Below are 13924 nucleotides of genomic sequence, written 5' to 3' on the forward strand. Positions count from 1 at the left end.
CGGTGTTTCTCATCGACGCTTCTGTTCTGGTCAAACCAGTCTACCACCCGTATCGCGAGGCCCGAGAACCCTGAGGCCGCAGCGATTTGTTCGCCCGACCAAATTGGGCCCGCGTGCGGCTCTTTACTTAAGGGGTCATCCAATGGCTGTGCTTGTTCGAGCAGACGTTTTTCACTCCGCCAACTTGGCAGCAATCGCGCCCAGCAGACGCTGTCGCAAAAAAGGGATATCCGTCTATGCTTCGATCCGCGCGTTCCCCCATTCCCACGTCATAGTCGGAAGATCCCGTAGTGCGGATCGTCGATCGGCGCGTTCAGCGAGGCGGAAATCGACATGCCAAGCGCATTGCGTGTGTCCGCCGGGTCAAGGATGCCATCGTCCCACAATTCCGAGGTCGAGGTATAGGCTTCGACATCTCGGCGGAATTTCTCCAGCACGGGATCACGGATCGCGGCGATTTCTTCCTCGCTCAGTTCTTTGCCTTCGCGCTGAAGCTGCCGGATCTTGACGTCGGCCATGGTATTGGCAGCCTGATCCGCACCCATCACGCCGATTTCGGCCTGCGGCCACATGAACAGCGTGCGTGCATCCCAGGCCCGCCCGCACATGCCGTAATTGCCTGCCCCGTAAGAGGCATTGGCGATCACGGTAAACTTCGGCACGACCGAGCCGCCCTGCGCCATCAGCATCTTGGCGCCGTCCTTGGCGATGCCGCGTTCTTCGTATTCGCGGCCCACCATATAGCCGGTGATGTTCTGGAAAAAGACCAGAGGCGTACGGTTCTGGTTGCACAGCTGAATGAAATGCGCGGCCTTGAGCGAGCTGTCGTTGAACAGCACCCCGTTGTTGGCGAGGATGCCGACCTTGTAGCCCCAGATGTGAGCGTAACCGCAAATCATCGTGGTGCCGTAGTCGGGCTGGTATTCGTGGAAGCGCGACCCGTCTACGATCCGGGCCAGAACCTCGCGCATGTCGAATTGGGTTTTCCGGTCCTTGGGAATGATCCCGTAAAGCTCCTTCGGGTCGTAGTAAGGTTCTTCATAGGACGCAGTTTCGATGATCGTTTTCGGTGTGCGTTTCCATTGGCTGACAATCTCGCGCGCCAGTGAAAAGGCGTGCTGTTCGGTCGCGGCACGATAATCGCCGGTGCCCGAAACCGAGGTATGCATAACCGCCCCACCAAGTTCCTGAACACCGACCTCTTCGCCGGTGGCCGCCTTGACCAGCGGGGGACCGCCAAGGAAAATCGCCCCAGTGCCTTCGATGATGATGTTGTAATCGCTCAGCGTAGGTACATAGGCACCGCCTGCGGTGCAATGCCCGCCGACCACAGCAATCTGCGGGATATTGGCCTGACTCAGCTTGACCTGGTTGCGAAACACCCGCCCGCCCAGATAGCGGTCGGGAAAGACGCCATGTTGCAGCGGCAGGAAACCGCCGGCGCTGTCGCAGATATGGACGACCGGCAACCGGTTCTCCAGCGCGACATCCAGAAGGCGCACGACCTTTTTCACGGTATGCGGATACCAGGCACCGCCCTTGACGCTGGCGTCATTGGCATGAATAGCGACCTCGCGGCCCTGCACGATGCCAATGCCCGTAACCACGGCGGCACCCGGCACTGTTCCGTCATATTCGCGACAGGCTGCGAGGGTGGAGAATTCCAGAAACGGTGTGCCGGGGTCCAGCAGCAGTTTTAGCCGTTCGCGCACGCCCAGCTTGTTTTGCCGCTCAAGGCGGTCAATGTCGCGTTGCGGGCGTTCGAAACGCGCCGCGTGCTGGCGGGCGTGAAATTCCTTCAGCCGCTCGGACATGGCGGCATAATTTGCCTTGTAGTCGGCGGCGTTGGTATCGATCAGACTTTCAATCCTGCGCATTCTCACTCCTCCTCCGGGGCCAATTGGGCCAGGATATCTTTCAGCCCAAAACTGTCGCCTTCGGCGAATGGCATTTCGGCAACGACCCCGTCGCGTGGCGCCGTCAGTGTGGTTTCCAGCTTCATGCTTTCGATAACCAAAAGCGGCTGGCCTTCTTCAACTGTATCGCCGGGTTTGACCGCGACCGACACCACGACTCCGGGCATAGGCGCGACCAACCGATCATCGCTTGTGCCACCATCGCTTCCAGCCAGGCGCTCGGCGGGATCAACCCGCCCGACTTCGTAGGTGCGGCCGTTCATGTGCACAAAAGTTGCTTCCGGCCCCACGGCCAGTCGCAATTCGCGGACAACACCCTTAGCCCGCAACGTATAACCGCCCGGCAGGCCAGTCGGGTCCAATTGGCAGGCAACAGTACCATTGGGGGTATTAAGTACGAACCGGCTGCCATCATGGCCCAACCAACATTCAGTCTCTTCTCCGTCGATCTGAAAAATCCGTTGCATCAGTTTCTCCACCCGCCCATCTTGCGGTGCATTTCCGGTATTTGCATTACGTCGCTCACCAGCCGTTCGTCTGACAGGGCCGCCGCCGCCATCAGCAGGTCAGAGATATCTTCCCCCGGTGCAGTCAGCGTTTCGGATTGTTCAGCTAGGAAGCCGGTTGAAACATCGCCCGAGGCAAAATCTGGATGTGCAAGGATTGCATCTAGGTATCCGGTGTTGGTCGTCACCCCGAGAACCACATAGTTTTGCACCGCTTGCCGCGCACGGGCGATGGCCTCCACGCGGTCGCGGCCATGCACGATCAGCTTAGACAGCATCGGGTCGAAATCGGTGGTCACCTTGCCGCCGTCCAGAATGCCGCTGTCCACGCGCACGCCGGGGCCGGAGGGTTCATCCAGCAGCAGGAGATCCCCGATCGAGGGGCGGAAATCGGCCGTCGCGTCCTCGGCACAGATGCGTAGTTCGATTGAATGGCCAGTCTGGGGAATATTCGCCTGCGTCGCGCTCAGCCCCTCGCCTGCAGCGATGCGCAGTTGCTCGGCGACCAGATCGAAGCCAGTCACCAGTTCGGTCACCGGATGTTCGACCTGAAGGCGGGTGTTCATTTCGAGGAAGTAAAAGGCCCCGTCCTGCGCATAAATGAATTCGACGGTCCCTGCCCCGCGGTATTTGACGGCGCGGGCAATCCCCGCAGCGGTTTCACATATCTCGTCCCGCTGTTCTGGGGTCAGCGCCGGTGACGGCGTTTCCTCGATAATCTTCTGGAACCGGCGCTGGATCGAGCATTCGCGTTCCCAGAAATGGACCACGTTGCCCTGCCCGTCACCCATCACCTGCACCTCGATATGGCGCGGACGTTCGATATAGCATTCGACGAACAGACGACCGTCGCCGAAATACCGCTGGCCTTCGCGGCGCGCGGTTTCGATTTCGGTCTCCAACGTGCTATCCTCGCGCACGACGCGCATGCCCTTGCCGCCGCCTCCGGCCGAGGGTTTGATGAGTAGCGGATAGCCAACGGCGCGGGCGCGTTCGACAAACGTCGCCGGATCGTCATCCTCGATGGCCGAAGGCGCCACCGGAAAGCCGCGCTCTTCAACAAAGGCGCGCGCACGGATCTTGTCGCCCATCAGGTCGATGGTCTCGGACGTCGGGCCGACAAATGTCACACCGGCCTCTTCCAGCGCCGCGACGAAGGCCGCATTCTCGGACAAAAAGCCATAGCCGGGATGCACCGCATCAGCGCCGATCTTTTTTGCGGCATCGACGATCTGCGGAATATCGAGATAGGCGGCCACAGGCGTCGGGCCGTCGATCATCACAATCTCGTCTGCGATCAGATGGGCCGGCCCCTCTTGTTCAGCGACGTGGCGCAACACAGCCGTCGCAAGGCCGCGGGCCTTGGCAGTACGCAAAACGCGCGCCGCGATTTCACCCCGATTGGCGACCAGGAGTTTTGAAATGGTCATGGTATTGTCCTTTTAGTTCCGGTCCGAGGCGTTCAGCCCGTCGCGCGCGGCCAGATCGACCGGCACAGGAATTTCAATATCAAGCAGCATCTGCGCAAACCCTTTGCCTTGCGGATCGATGCGGACCGAGGCGATGCCGCCCCCGCCCAGCGATTCATGCAGCAGGAAGTTCAGCGCATGGCTTCCGGGCAAATCAAAGCGTTCGACCGCGCCGTCACACAGGTGGGCGAAATAGGCTTTCACCGTGTCTTCGGTCAGGGCCGACCGGATATAGGGCAGATACTCCGGCTTGCGCGCAAGGATGCCGATGTTGGCGATATCGCCCTTGTCGCCCGAACGGCCCCACGCCAGGTCGACGAGGCGCACCTTGACCGCGTCCGGACCGGGCGCGCGGCTATCTGTGGGCGGCGCGGCAGGCGGATCAAGTTGCACAGGTTTGGTGGCCACTGTGACGGGCACATCCTTGCCATCAACCTCAACCGCGACGGGGGTGTCGGCCTTGTCCTGAAGGAAGGAGAACAGACGGACCACCGGCTGTACCTTTGGCCGTCCGGCGAAGAACCCGGTCAGACCCTGCGCGGTCGAAATCGCCATGGGTGCGATTTCTCCGGCAAAGATGTTCAGCGCGGCGCGATCATCATGGACCGCGCCGATCTTGAGCACCACTTCGCGCGTCAGGGCGCGGGCGTTGGCGCCATAGGCGGCCTCGGCGCCCAGCACTTCGACGCTAACCTGCCGGAAATCGCCCATGTTGCGGTCGCGGAAAATTCGGCGGCAGCGGGTCAGGATCGCCTCGGCCACGCGCTCGGCCTTGGCGGGGGCATCAATCGCGGCCAGTGTCAGGGTAGAGACCGCGCGCCAGCCATCGGCATGGGTCGCCGACACCTTGTAGCTGTCGGTGCGCCCGAGACCCTTGCCGCCCTTGACCAACACCCGATCGGGTCCGACCTGTTCAAGGGTAACCCCGGACCAGTCGCAGGTCACGTCGGGCAACAGGTAAGCGCGCGGATCACCGATTTCATAGAGCATCTGCTCTCCGACCGATCCCGGCACGACCAGCCCGCCGGTGTCAGGCGTCTTGGTCATGACGAAACTGCCGTCTTCCGACACCTCGACGATGGGCATCCCCATATTGTCCCACCCCGGCACGTCCTGCCAGTCGGTAAAGTTGCCGCCCGTTCCCTGGGGGCCGCATTCGATCAGGTGGCCGGCCAGTGATCCCTGGCTGAGCTTGTCCCAGTCGTCATCGCCCCAGCCGTATTCGTGCATCAGGGGGCCAAGCGCGACCGCGCTGTCGGCGCAGCGCCCCGTGATTACGATGTCGGCCCCGGCATCCAGCGCGGCCGCGATGGGGCGGGCACCCAGATAGGCGTTCATGCTCCAGATGTCGCCCGGAAACGCGACATCCGAGAACATCTCCGTCTGGCCGGCGGCGCGGATGTCGTCGGCCCGCGCCGACAAATCATCGCCCAGCACGACTCCGATGGACAAATCGATCCCGACCTCGGCGGCGGCTTTGGCAAGCGCATCGCGGCAGCCGCGCGGGTTCACGCCCCCGGCATTGGTAACGACCTTGATGCCCTGACGTTTGATTTCAGGCAGCCACGGAACCAGCGCCTTGACGAAATCCGGCGCATAACCCGCCTCGGGCGTCTTTGCGCGGGCACGCGCCATCAGCGACATTGTCACCTCGGCCAGATAGTCGAACACCAGATAGTTGATCTCGCCCTTGGAGACCAGTTGACCGATCGCTTCAGGCGTGTCGCCCCAGAATCCCGATGCGCATCCGATGCGCAGTTTTCGATCTGACATATGCTTCTCCTCCCCGCTTGTTTAGCGGCCTGTCCATTCAGGTTTGCGCTTCGCAATGAAGGCATCAAAGCCTTCGCGCGCGTCTTCGGTCTGTGCTACTCGCGGTAAAAGTGTTTCTGCAAACCGCATTTGCTGCGGATAGGTCATGTCCTCCATCGCGTGACAGGCGTATTTTCCCAGCCGGATCGCGCTCGGCGACTGCGCAGCAATCTGGGCAACCAGTTCTGCAACCTTGTCGTCCAACCCTGCGGCATCGGTCACATAGTTGACCAGATTGAATTGCAGGGCTTCCTCGGCCGTCAGAGGAACGCCGGTGATGAACATCTCCATCAGCCTCCGCCGAGGCAAAACACGCATCATCGGTGGTACGATCGTCATGGGAAACAAACCCACCTTCACTTCCGGCGTTCCGATGCGGGCGTGGTCCGCCATCACAGCCAGATCGCAGGCACAGATAATGCCCGCCCCTGCCCCCATCGCGACGCCGTTGACACGCGCGATCGTCGGCTTTCGGCAGGCCTGTATCGTTTCGAACAACCTTCCGGCGAAATGATCAGGATCGGCCGGATCCTGAACGAACGGACCACCGTCCGCACCCGCCTTGATGTCGCCGCCGGCGCAGAAGGCGCGATCTCCCTCGCCGGTCAGAACGATCACACGGCAATCGCTGTCCTTCTCGGCAGCATATATGGCGGCCATGATCCCGTCTGCGACTTCACGGTTTAGGGCATTTCGATTCTCAGGACGTCGAATCGTGATACGAACTTCGTCGCCACGCATCTGCGATTGAACAACGCTCTCACCCATTTCCGAAGCTCCCCCAAAATAGTTTGTGCGCCGTGCCTTCTAACGTCAGGTCGCAAAAAGCTTGGCTTGATCTATTTTCTAACATGTGTTTGATTTTGGTCAACACCACAAACGACATTTCTCGGGAGGATGATATGACGACTCAAAGTGAGGCTATCGCGGCTGACCTGGAAGCCATCAGGGCAAACTATTCGTTGACCGACGAGCAACGCCAGATTGTCGATCACGTGGATCGTGTGTCGCGCGAGGTACTGCACCCGTTGCAGGCGCGCATGGACGAGGAAGAATGGTGGCCCGAAGACCTGTTCAAGCAAATGGGTGAGCTGGGCCTGCTGGGAATCACCGCTCCCGAGGAGCTGGGCGGATCGGGACAAGATGAATTCACCCAGGCGCTGGTGTCCGAGGTGATCTCGAAATGGAACCCGGCTGTGGGGTTGTCGCATGGCGCGCATGACAACCTGTGCCTGAACAACCTGCTGCGCAACGGGTCCGAAGAGCAGGTAAAGAAATACGTACCGGGCCTTTGCTCGGGCGAGCTTGTCGGTGCTCTGGGTCTGACCGAACCGGGTGCGGGATCCGATGCGCTTGGGTCCATGGCGACCACCGCGCGCCGTGACGGTGATGACTACGTCATCAACGGCTCTAAGATCTACATCACCAACGGCCCGATTGCCGACGTGATTCTGCTTTACGCAAAGACCGACAAATCGAAGGGCGCCAAGGGCATTTCCGCCTTCATCATTGAGACCGACAATCCCGGCTTCAAGGTGGCGCAAAAGCTCGATAAAATGGGCTTCCGAGGCTCTCCGACCGGAGAGTTGGTGTTCGAAGATTGCCGCGTGCCCGCATCCGCCATGGTGGGTGAGGAAAACACCGGCGTTTCGGTGGTAATGAGCGGGCTGGATCTGGAGCGTGCTATGGTTGCCTCAGTCTGCGTTGGCATGGCCGAACGCGCGCTGGAACTGGGTCTGGAATACGCCAAAATTCGCGAACAGTTCGGCAAGCCGATCGCAAGTTTCCAGATGATGCAGTCGAAACTGGCCGAGATCTACATCGAGGTCGAGACGGCGCGCGCCTTCGGGTATCGAGCGCTGGCCGCCTGTACGGGCCTGCCAAAAGGGGCCGGAGGCCGCGGCGAAATTCACAAACTGACTGCGGCGGCCTGTCTGTACGCCGGCGAGGCATTCAACAAGGCGGTGACCGAAGCCTGCCATATCCATGGTGGCTCTGGCTACATGCAGGACACCGAGATCAACCGGTTGTTCCGCGCCAACAAGTTGTTGGAAATCGGCGCGGGCACAAGCGAAGTCCGCAAGATCATCATTGCCGAAGAACTTCTGCGCGCCTGAGGGGGGGACGAAACCATGAACAAGCAACTTCGCAACGACACCGCTTTGCCAACACATTTCATGACGGAGGAGCAACAGGCTCTGGCCGATCAGGCCGGCAAGTTCTTCATGTCCGAGTTTCACCATCTGAATGCGGAAATGGACGACACTGATGACCTGCCGCCTTCGGTCTTTCCCAAGCTTGGCGAGATGGGCTATCTGGGCCTGAACGTGCCGCCTGAATTCGGCGGTGCGGGGCTGGATTTTACCTCGGCCTGTATCATCACCGAACAGCTTTCGCGGTCCTCTGCCGCCATCGGGCTAACCCATGTGGCCCACGACAACTTGTGCGTCAACAACATCTATCGCAACGCCAGTGACGACCTGCGCCGCAAGTATCTGCCGGGCCTTTGCGACGGCACGCTGATCGGCGCCCTGGGTCTGACCGAACCCGGCGCGGGGTCTGACGCGCTCGGTTCGATGCGGACCACGGCCAAAAAGGATGGAGACGACTACATCCTGAACGGTTCCAAGATCTACATCACCAACGGACCGATTGCCGATCTGGTCCTGGTCTATGCCAAGACCTCGCCGGAAAAAGGGGCCAAGGGAATTTCCGCCTTCATCGTTGAAACCGACACGCCAGGTTTCAAGGTTGCCCAGAAGCTCAACAAGATGGGCTTCCGTGGCTCGCCCACCGGGGAACTGGTGTTCGAAGATTGCCGCGTTCCGGCCAAGAATATGGTCGGCAAACTGGATGGCGGCGTTGCCGTGACGATGTCCGGGCTGGATCTGGAACGTGCCATCGTCTGCTTCAACGCAATGGGCATTGCGCAGCGGGCGCTGGATATTTCCATCGACTACGCCAAGACACGGCAGCAATTCGGCAAGCCGATCGCCAGTTTCCAGATGGTGCAGGCGATGCTGGCCGACATGTACACCCAGATCGAGGCGGCGCGCAGCCTGTCCTTGCGTACCGCGGCCATGTGTGAGGGCCTTGAAGAGGGCGAAGGCGGGCGTGGCGAGATCCACAAGCTCACCGCTGCGGCAATCTACAAGGCCGCCGAGGCGACATCCTTCGTGCTGGACAAGGCCGTCCAGATTCACGGCGGTTCGGGCTATATGCGCGATACCGAAGTGAACCGGCTCTACCGTACCGGTCGCGTGCTCGAGGTCGGCGCGGGCACCCAGGAGGTGCGCAAGCTCATCATCTCTGGCGAACTTCTGAAAAACTAAGGGGGCTGAACATGAGCGAAGAAAAATCAAGACGTTACGCAGCGGACCTCATGGCGGGACAGGTTGCCCTGGTCACGGGATCCGGATCAGGTATGGGCCGGGCGACGGCGCTTGAAATGGCCTCTTGCGGGGCCAGACTTGCGCTGTTTGCGCGCCGGGAAGAGCCGCTGGAGGAGACCGCCGAGATGATCCGGGCTGCGGGGGGCGAGGCGTTTGTGGTGCCCGGCGATACCCGCGACGAGGACAGTATCGAAGCCGCGATGGGACGCATCAAGGACCACTACGGACAGCTCGACGTTCTGGTGAACAATGCCGGCGGCCAGTATATCGCGGCCGCCCGCGATATCACCAACAAGGGCTTCGAAGCCGTGATCCGCAACAACCTGATCGGGTCATGGCAGATGACCCGCGCCGCCGCCGATCACTTCATGTATGACAACGGTGGATCGGTCGTGTTTGTCACCGCCATCTCGGCGCGCACCGCGCTCAGCGGCTTTACACACACCGTCGCCGCGCGCGCCGGTGTGACCGGCATGATGAAGACGCTGGCCGCCGAATGGGGCGAGTATGGCATCCGTCTGAACTGTGTCGCGCCGGGCACGATCAAGACCGAGGCGCTTGGCCGCTACCCCATTTCACCGGATCGATGGAAAGAGCTTAACCGCTCGGTCCTGAACCGGATGGGTATGGCCGAGGACATCGCTGGGACGATTATCTTCCTTGCGTCCGATCTGGGGAATTTCATCACCGGCGAAGATATCTATGTGGACGGTGGGGAAACCCTGCATATGGGCCACGATGCCCGCGACATGATCAATCCCGACATGTTCGAAAAACGCGAACGCGGAGATGGAAAGAATGAGTAAGCAACCCGTCCTTTTGGACATTTCCGACAGGATCGCCACGGTCACGCTGAACGATCCCGAGCGTCGCAACCCGATCACCGGTAATGAAATGATCGCCGCTCTTTTGGACACATTCGCCAAGGTGCAGGCAGACCCGCAAGTCAGCGTCATGATCCTGACCGGCGCCGACCCGGCCTTTTGTGCCGGCGGCGACATCAAGGAGATGAACGACCCCGACAGCGTCTTCCGCAAGGAGCCGCTTGCGGCGGCGCAGAGCTATGTCGATGGGGTGCAGCGCCTGCCACAGGCGCTCTATAACCTGGATGTTCCGACGATCGCCGCGGTCAACGGACCCGCGGTCGGCGCGGGGTGCGACCTGACCATGATGTGCGACATGCGCATCGCCTCGGAGAAAGCAAAGTTCGGCGAGGTGTTTCTGAATCTCGGGATCATTCCGGGCGATGCAGGCAGCTGGTTCCTGTTGCGTCGTCTGGGCCACCAGATGGCCGCCGATCTGACCTTCTCGGGGCGCATGGTCGAGGCCGAAGAGGCGCTGGAGCTTGGCATGGTGCTTGAACTTGTGCCCCATGAAAAATTGATGGAACGGGCCCGCGAGCGGGCCGCCGTCATCGCAGCGAAACCACCGCGCGCGGTGCGGGTCGCCAAACGTCTGATGCGCAATGCCGAACGGATGGACCTACCGGATTTCCTGAATTCCGCGGCGGCCTATCAGGCACTCATGCATCAGACCGAAGACCACCACGAGGCGGTTGCTGCTTTCATCGAGAAACGAAAACCCAACTTCACTGGGCGTTAAAGGAAAGATCGCATGTCTGACATCACCAAGAAGAAGATGGAGCAAATCGCGCAAATGTGGAATGCGCGCGGCAAGGGCCTGATTACGCATATGGCGCTTGAGATCGAAGAGGTTTCGAGCGAAGGTGTTCGGGTTCGGATGCCGTTTAATCCGGATTTTTGCGTCGATGCGGACCAGACCCTGCTTCATGGTGGTATCCTGACGGCTCTCCTGGACAGTGTCTTCGGACTGGCAAACTTTGTGGCAATCGAGGGCGTCAGCACCATGGCCACTCTCGACCTCAGAGTTGATTACCTGCGCCCCGCCTATTCGCGCGCGGATGTCATCGTTCGCGCGCATTGTTTTCGGAAGACCCGCCATATTGCCTTCAATTCCGGCAGCGTCTGGTTCGAGGGCCATGAGAATGCTGAAATAGCCCGTGGAACCGCCTCGTTTGCTTTGACGCGCGGCGGCACTGACCTGTTTGATGCGATGACTAAAGGAAAAACCTCGTGATGGATGTGCAAACTGCCAATGCCAATGTATCCAGGGTGCCGTTCTTCCGATTTCTCAATTTTGAGATCCGAAGCTTGGACAACCTTCATGCCGAGGCTGAAATGACCTTTGATGACCGCCATATCGGTAACCCTGTCATGGAGTACTACCATGGCGGAATCATCGCGAGTTTCATGGAAGCCACGGCCGCGATCGCGGTACAGCCCGACTTCGCGGATGTCCCGGCCAAGCCGATTAACCTGACCGTCGATTACCTCCGACCTGGCGTGAAGGGCCCGCTTTTTGCCCGCGCCAACGTGACGCGCAAGGGCAAGCGGATGGCGAGCGTCAGCGTGATCACCTGGCAGACGGACCGGGAAAAGGCGGTTGCGGAAGGGCTGTATCACTTCCTTCTGGTCTGACCACTGCGACTGCTTTCAGGTCGTGCCTTGTCCTGTGGACGGGGCGGTTTCCCGGTTGCAAATTCCTTCCAGCAGAAGCTTGATGAGCATACCGGAGAACTCAGGCAGTGAGAGATACCCTTCCACTCCTGCCTTGTTCGGGTCGAACCACTCTACCGTCCAGTTCAAGGCACCCAACATCACCTGGCGCAAAGGAACGATCTTGATATCCGACCTTATGGCACCGTCTTGCTGCGCTTCGCGAAGGATCATGTCCCAAAGTCGTCCGTAGTCGTGGCGAATGCCTCGGTGCCTTTCCCGAAAGTGGTTGGGCAGCATCCCATAACTTCTGATGTTCGCTGAGGTGAACTCGCTTGCCTTAAAGAGAAAATCGAGATGCGTCCAGATTGCGGTTGCTATTCTGGTGTGATGATCGCATGGGGAATCGAACTTCTGAACGGCTGCACTGACACCGGATAGCAGATCGCTTAACCCTTCGTTGAGTACCTCGTCCACGATCGCTTCCTTGGATTTGAAATGGTAGTAGACGCTACCCGCCTTCATGTCCGATTCGTCAGCGATCTTCCGCAGCGTTGTCGCCTTGTAGCCATTGTCCCTCAGAACGCGCGCCGCCACTCGCAGGATCTCTGCGCGGGTCTTCGCGGCCTTGCCGTTGGTATCAGGGATATTGACGGGAGCGGCGGGGGTCAGCTTCAGACCTTCTGTTTCAGCTCTGCGATCCAAACACATACCGTCAAGTATCAGCTTGCTCATACGTTCAGCGAGGATGTGCACCGGATACTTTTCGACATCGTACCATTCCACGGTCCAGTTCATGGCACTCAGGATGAACTGGCGGATCACAGTAATGGATATGTCTCTTCGAAGGTGACCGTTACGTTTTGCTTCTTTCAGGAAATTGCCCCAGGCTGCTGCATAAGAGGCACGCAGATCACGGTGGGGAGCGCGTGTTTCATCCGACAACATCGGATAGTTCCGGATATTGGCCGAGGTGAAATCGCTCTCAGTCAACAGGTAGGTCAGGTGGGTTTCGATCAGCAATGCGAAAGTCCTGCGGAAATCCTCCGGATTCTTCTTTGCAACCCGAACGATTTGACTGACCGTTTCGTAGAGCTGACGCACACCAAGTTCCAGAACCTCGGTGAGAATCTGATCCTTGGATTGAAAATGGTAGTATATGCTGCCGGCCTCAACGCCCGCTTCCTGCGCGATATCGCGCATCGTCGTCGCGTGATAACCTTCATACCGAAAAAGTCGAGCGGCCGCCGAAAGGATCGCTTCGCGGGTTCTCTCCGACTTGCTCAGATCATCGTCTGCTCTCTTGGCTGCGTCTGTCATCTGTACCATTCCATGTCGATACTTGCCGGTGGTGAGGCTGTCCATTGCAATAATTCTAACAAATGTTAGAATATGAAGGAGAACGTACCGAATCAAGTTCTCTACGAAGGTCTATTGGAGAAGGAGGACCTCCTTATGCGAGGGTTGAGTGGGAAACGGGTCATCGTGACCGGCGGCGGCAGCGGCATTGGTCGCGCGGTTTGCGGACGGTTCGGCGAAGAAGGTGCCGAAGTCGCCGTTTTCGATCTGAACAAGGATGGGGCGGAAGAAACTGTCCGACTGATCACCGAGGCTGGCGGAAAGGCGCAGGCCTTCAAGGTAGATATCACCGACCGCGCCCAGGTCGACAAGGCGGTGGCCGAATTCGAGGCCGGAGGCCCGATCGATGCGCTGGTGAACAACGCCGGCTGGGACGTGATTAAACCGTTCCTCGATACAGATGTCGATCTCTGGAAAAAGGTCATCGACATCAATCTATACGGTCCGCTGAACATGCACCACGCGGTGCTTCCGGGCATGGTGAAGAACGGTGGTGGCCGCGTTGTCAATATCGCGTCCGACGCTGGTCGCGTCGGGTCATCGGGCGAGGCTGTCTATTCGGCCTGCAAGGGCGGCATCATATCGTTCACCAAGACTGTAGCGCGCGAACTTGCACGCAAAGGTATTCAATTGAACGCCGTCGCCCCCGGCCCGACCGATACGCCGCTGTTCGCACAGGTTGCCCAGGGCGAAGCTGGTGAAAAAATTGCCGAAGGTCTCAAGCGGGCAATTCCGATGAAGCGCCTGGCGCAGCCGACAGATTACCCTGGCATCATCTGCTTCCTGTCGTCGGATGACGCCGGATTCATCACCGGCCAGGTGATATCGGTTTCGGGCGGCTTGTCCATGCACGGTTAACCGCTGGTCGCAGCGCCTGTTACATGGCGCTGCGACCAAGCCGTGACAAGATATTTTACCTCCCCGACTGGCCGCGCTCACTGTGCGGTCTTTTTT

13 protein-coding genes are annotated in these 13924 nt (G+C 59.6%); 7 read left to right on the forward strand and 6 right to left on the reverse strand.

All coding sequences use genetic code 11. The annotated features are described in order from the left end of the window. Positions 1 to 269: 269 nt before the first annotated feature. Genes AADJ11_RS16280 through AADJ11_RS16300 form a run of 5 tightly spaced genes read right to left on the reverse strand, consistent with a single transcriptional unit; the run spans position 270 to position 6471 of the window. Positions 270 to 1877 (reverse strand): carboxyl transferase domain-containing protein, encoded by a 1608-nt coding sequence (locus AADJ11_RS16280; protein ID WP_341235575.1) that lies wholly within the window; start codon positions 1875 to 1877, stop codon positions 270 to 272. Between the two features lie 2 nt (positions 1878 to 1879). Further along, complete coding sequence (locus AADJ11_RS16285; RefSeq protein WP_341235576.1) at positions 1880 to 2383, reverse strand: biotin/lipoyl-containing protein; 504 nt, start codon at positions 2381 to 2383, stop codon at positions 1880 to 1882. Further along, entirely contained in the window at positions 2383 to 3852 is a 1470-nt protein-coding gene (locus AADJ11_RS16290; RefSeq protein WP_027238776.1) for a biotin carboxylase N-terminal domain-containing protein, read from the reverse strand. Before AADJ11_RS16290 ends, AADJ11_RS16285 begins: the two co-directional genes overlap by 1 nt. Positions 3853 to 3864: 12 nt before the next feature. After that, a complete protein-coding gene (locus tag AADJ11_RS16295; protein WP_027238775.1) occupies positions 3865 to 5664 on the reverse strand; it encodes an acyclic terpene utilization AtuA family protein in 1800 nt (599 codons plus the stop codon). A gap of 21 nt (positions 5665 to 5685) precedes the next feature. Continuing rightward, positions 5686 to 6471 carry an enoyl-CoA hydratase-related protein gene (locus AADJ11_RS16300; RefSeq protein ID WP_027238774.1) on the reverse strand — a complete coding sequence of 262 codons (786 nt, stop codon included), beginning with the start codon at positions 6469 to 6471 and terminating at the stop codon, positions 5686 to 5688. 134 nt (positions 6472 to 6605) lie between these two features. On the opposite strand from AADJ11_RS16300, the gene AADJ11_RS16305 reads away from it, so the two are divergent. From AADJ11_RS16305 to AADJ11_RS16330, 6 genes are read left to right on the forward strand one after another with little or no spacing between them, the layout of a single operon-like run. Beyond that, positions 6606 to 7820: an acyl-CoA dehydrogenase family protein gene (locus tag AADJ11_RS16305; protein WP_051360508.1), complete on the forward strand. Its 1215-nt coding sequence runs from the start codon at positions 6606 to 6608 to the stop codon at positions 7818 to 7820. Positions 7821 to 7835: 15 nt separating this feature from the next. Further along, entirely contained in the window at positions 7836 to 9035 is a 1200-nt protein-coding gene (locus AADJ11_RS16310; RefSeq protein WP_027238772.1) for an acyl-CoA dehydrogenase family protein, read from the forward strand. An 11-nt stretch (positions 9036 to 9046) separates the two neighbouring features. Beyond that, the gene (locus AADJ11_RS16315; RefSeq protein WP_027238771.1) at positions 9047 to 9901 is read left to right on the forward strand and encodes an SDR family oxidoreductase; all 855 of its coding nucleotides are present in this window, start codon (positions 9047 to 9049) and stop codon (positions 9899 to 9901) included. Then, the gene (locus AADJ11_RS16320; RefSeq protein WP_027238770.1) at positions 9894 to 10697 is read left to right on the forward strand and encodes an enoyl-CoA hydratase-related protein; all 804 of its coding nucleotides are present in this window, start codon (positions 9894 to 9896) and stop codon (positions 10695 to 10697) included. The genes AADJ11_RS16315 and AADJ11_RS16320 overlap by 8 nt, the downstream gene beginning before the upstream one ends. A 12-nt stretch (positions 10698 to 10709) precedes the next feature. Beyond that, positions 10710 to 11192: a PaaI family thioesterase gene (locus tag AADJ11_RS16325; protein WP_027238769.1), complete on the forward strand. Its 483-nt coding sequence runs from the start codon at positions 10710 to 10712 to the stop codon at positions 11190 to 11192. After that, the gene (locus AADJ11_RS16330) at positions 11192 to 11593 is read left to right on the forward strand and encodes a PaaI family thioesterase (RefSeq protein ID WP_027238768.1); all 402 of its coding nucleotides are present in this window, start codon (positions 11192 to 11194) and stop codon (positions 11591 to 11593) included. Before AADJ11_RS16325 ends, AADJ11_RS16330 begins: the two co-directional genes overlap by 1 nt. A gap of 15 nt (positions 11594 to 11608) precedes the next feature. On the opposite strand, the gene AADJ11_RS16335 is transcribed toward AADJ11_RS16330, so the two are convergent. Next, positions 11609 to 12976, reverse strand: coding sequence for a TetR family transcriptional regulator (locus tag AADJ11_RS16335; RefSeq protein ID WP_027238767.1), 1368 nt, complete (start codon positions 12974 to 12976; stop codon positions 11609 to 11611). A gap of 27 nt (positions 12977 to 13003) precedes the next feature. On the opposite strand from AADJ11_RS16335, the gene AADJ11_RS16340 reads away from it, so the two are divergent. Next, positions 13004 to 13828 (forward strand): glucose 1-dehydrogenase, encoded by an 825-nt coding sequence (locus AADJ11_RS16340; RefSeq protein WP_341235577.1) that lies wholly within the window; start codon positions 13004 to 13006, stop codon positions 13826 to 13828. Positions 13829 to 13924 lie beyond the last annotated feature (96 nt).

The sequence above is a fragment of the uncultured Sulfitobacter sp. genome, from assembly GCF_964021855.1.
Lineage (GTDB): Bacteria > Pseudomonadota > Alphaproteobacteria > Rhodobacterales > Rhodobacteraceae > Sulfitobacter.

What these genes read in the sequence shown, in the direction of transcription:
- AADJ11_RS16280 (WP_341235575.1), bottom strand. Translation starts at nt 1,877, where the DNA reads ATGCGCAGGATTGAAAGTCTGATCGATACCAACGCCGCCGACTACAAG.
- AADJ11_RS16285 (WP_341235576.1), bottom strand. Translation starts at nt 2,383, where the DNA reads ATGCAACGGATTTTTCAGATCGACGGAGAAGAGACTGAATGTTGGTTG.
- AADJ11_RS16290 (WP_027238776.1), bottom strand. Translation starts at nt 3,852, where the DNA reads ATGACCATTTCAAAACTCCTGGTCGCCAATCGGGGTGAAATCGCGGCG.
- AADJ11_RS16295 (WP_027238775.1), bottom strand. Translation starts at nt 5,664, where the DNA reads ATGTCAGATCGAAAACTGCGCATCGGATGCGCATCGGGATTCTGGGGC.
- AADJ11_RS16300 (WP_027238774.1), bottom strand. Translation starts at nt 6,471, where the DNA reads ATGGGTGAGAGCGTTGTTCAATCGCAGATGCGTGGCGACGAAGTTCGT.
- AADJ11_RS16305 (WP_051360508.1), top strand. Translation starts at nt 6,606, where the DNA reads ATGACGACTCAAAGTGAGGCTATCGCGGCTGACCTGGAAGCCATCAGG.
- AADJ11_RS16310 (WP_027238772.1), top strand. Translation starts at nt 7,836, where the DNA reads ATGAACAAGCAACTTCGCAACGACACCGCTTTGCCAACACATTTCATG.
- AADJ11_RS16315 (WP_027238771.1), top strand. Translation starts at nt 9,047, where the DNA reads ATGAGCGAAGAAAAATCAAGACGTTACGCAGCGGACCTCATGGCGGGA.
- AADJ11_RS16320 (WP_027238770.1), top strand. Translation starts at nt 9,894, where the DNA reads ATGAGTAAGCAACCCGTCCTTTTGGACATTTCCGACAGGATCGCCACG.
- AADJ11_RS16325 (WP_027238769.1), top strand. Translation starts at nt 10,710, where the DNA reads ATGTCTGACATCACCAAGAAGAAGATGGAGCAAATCGCGCAAATGTGG.
- AADJ11_RS16330 (WP_027238768.1), top strand. Translation starts at nt 11,192, where the DNA reads ATGGATGTGCAAACTGCCAATGCCAATGTATCCAGGGTGCCGTTCTTC.
- AADJ11_RS16335 (WP_027238767.1), bottom strand. Translation starts at nt 12,976, where the DNA reads ATGGACAGCCTCACCACCGGCAAGTATCGACATGGAATGGTACAGATG.
- AADJ11_RS16340 (WP_341235577.1), top strand. Translation starts at nt 13,004, where the DNA reads ATGAAGGAGAACGTACCGAATCAAGTTCTCTACGAAGGTCTATTGGAG.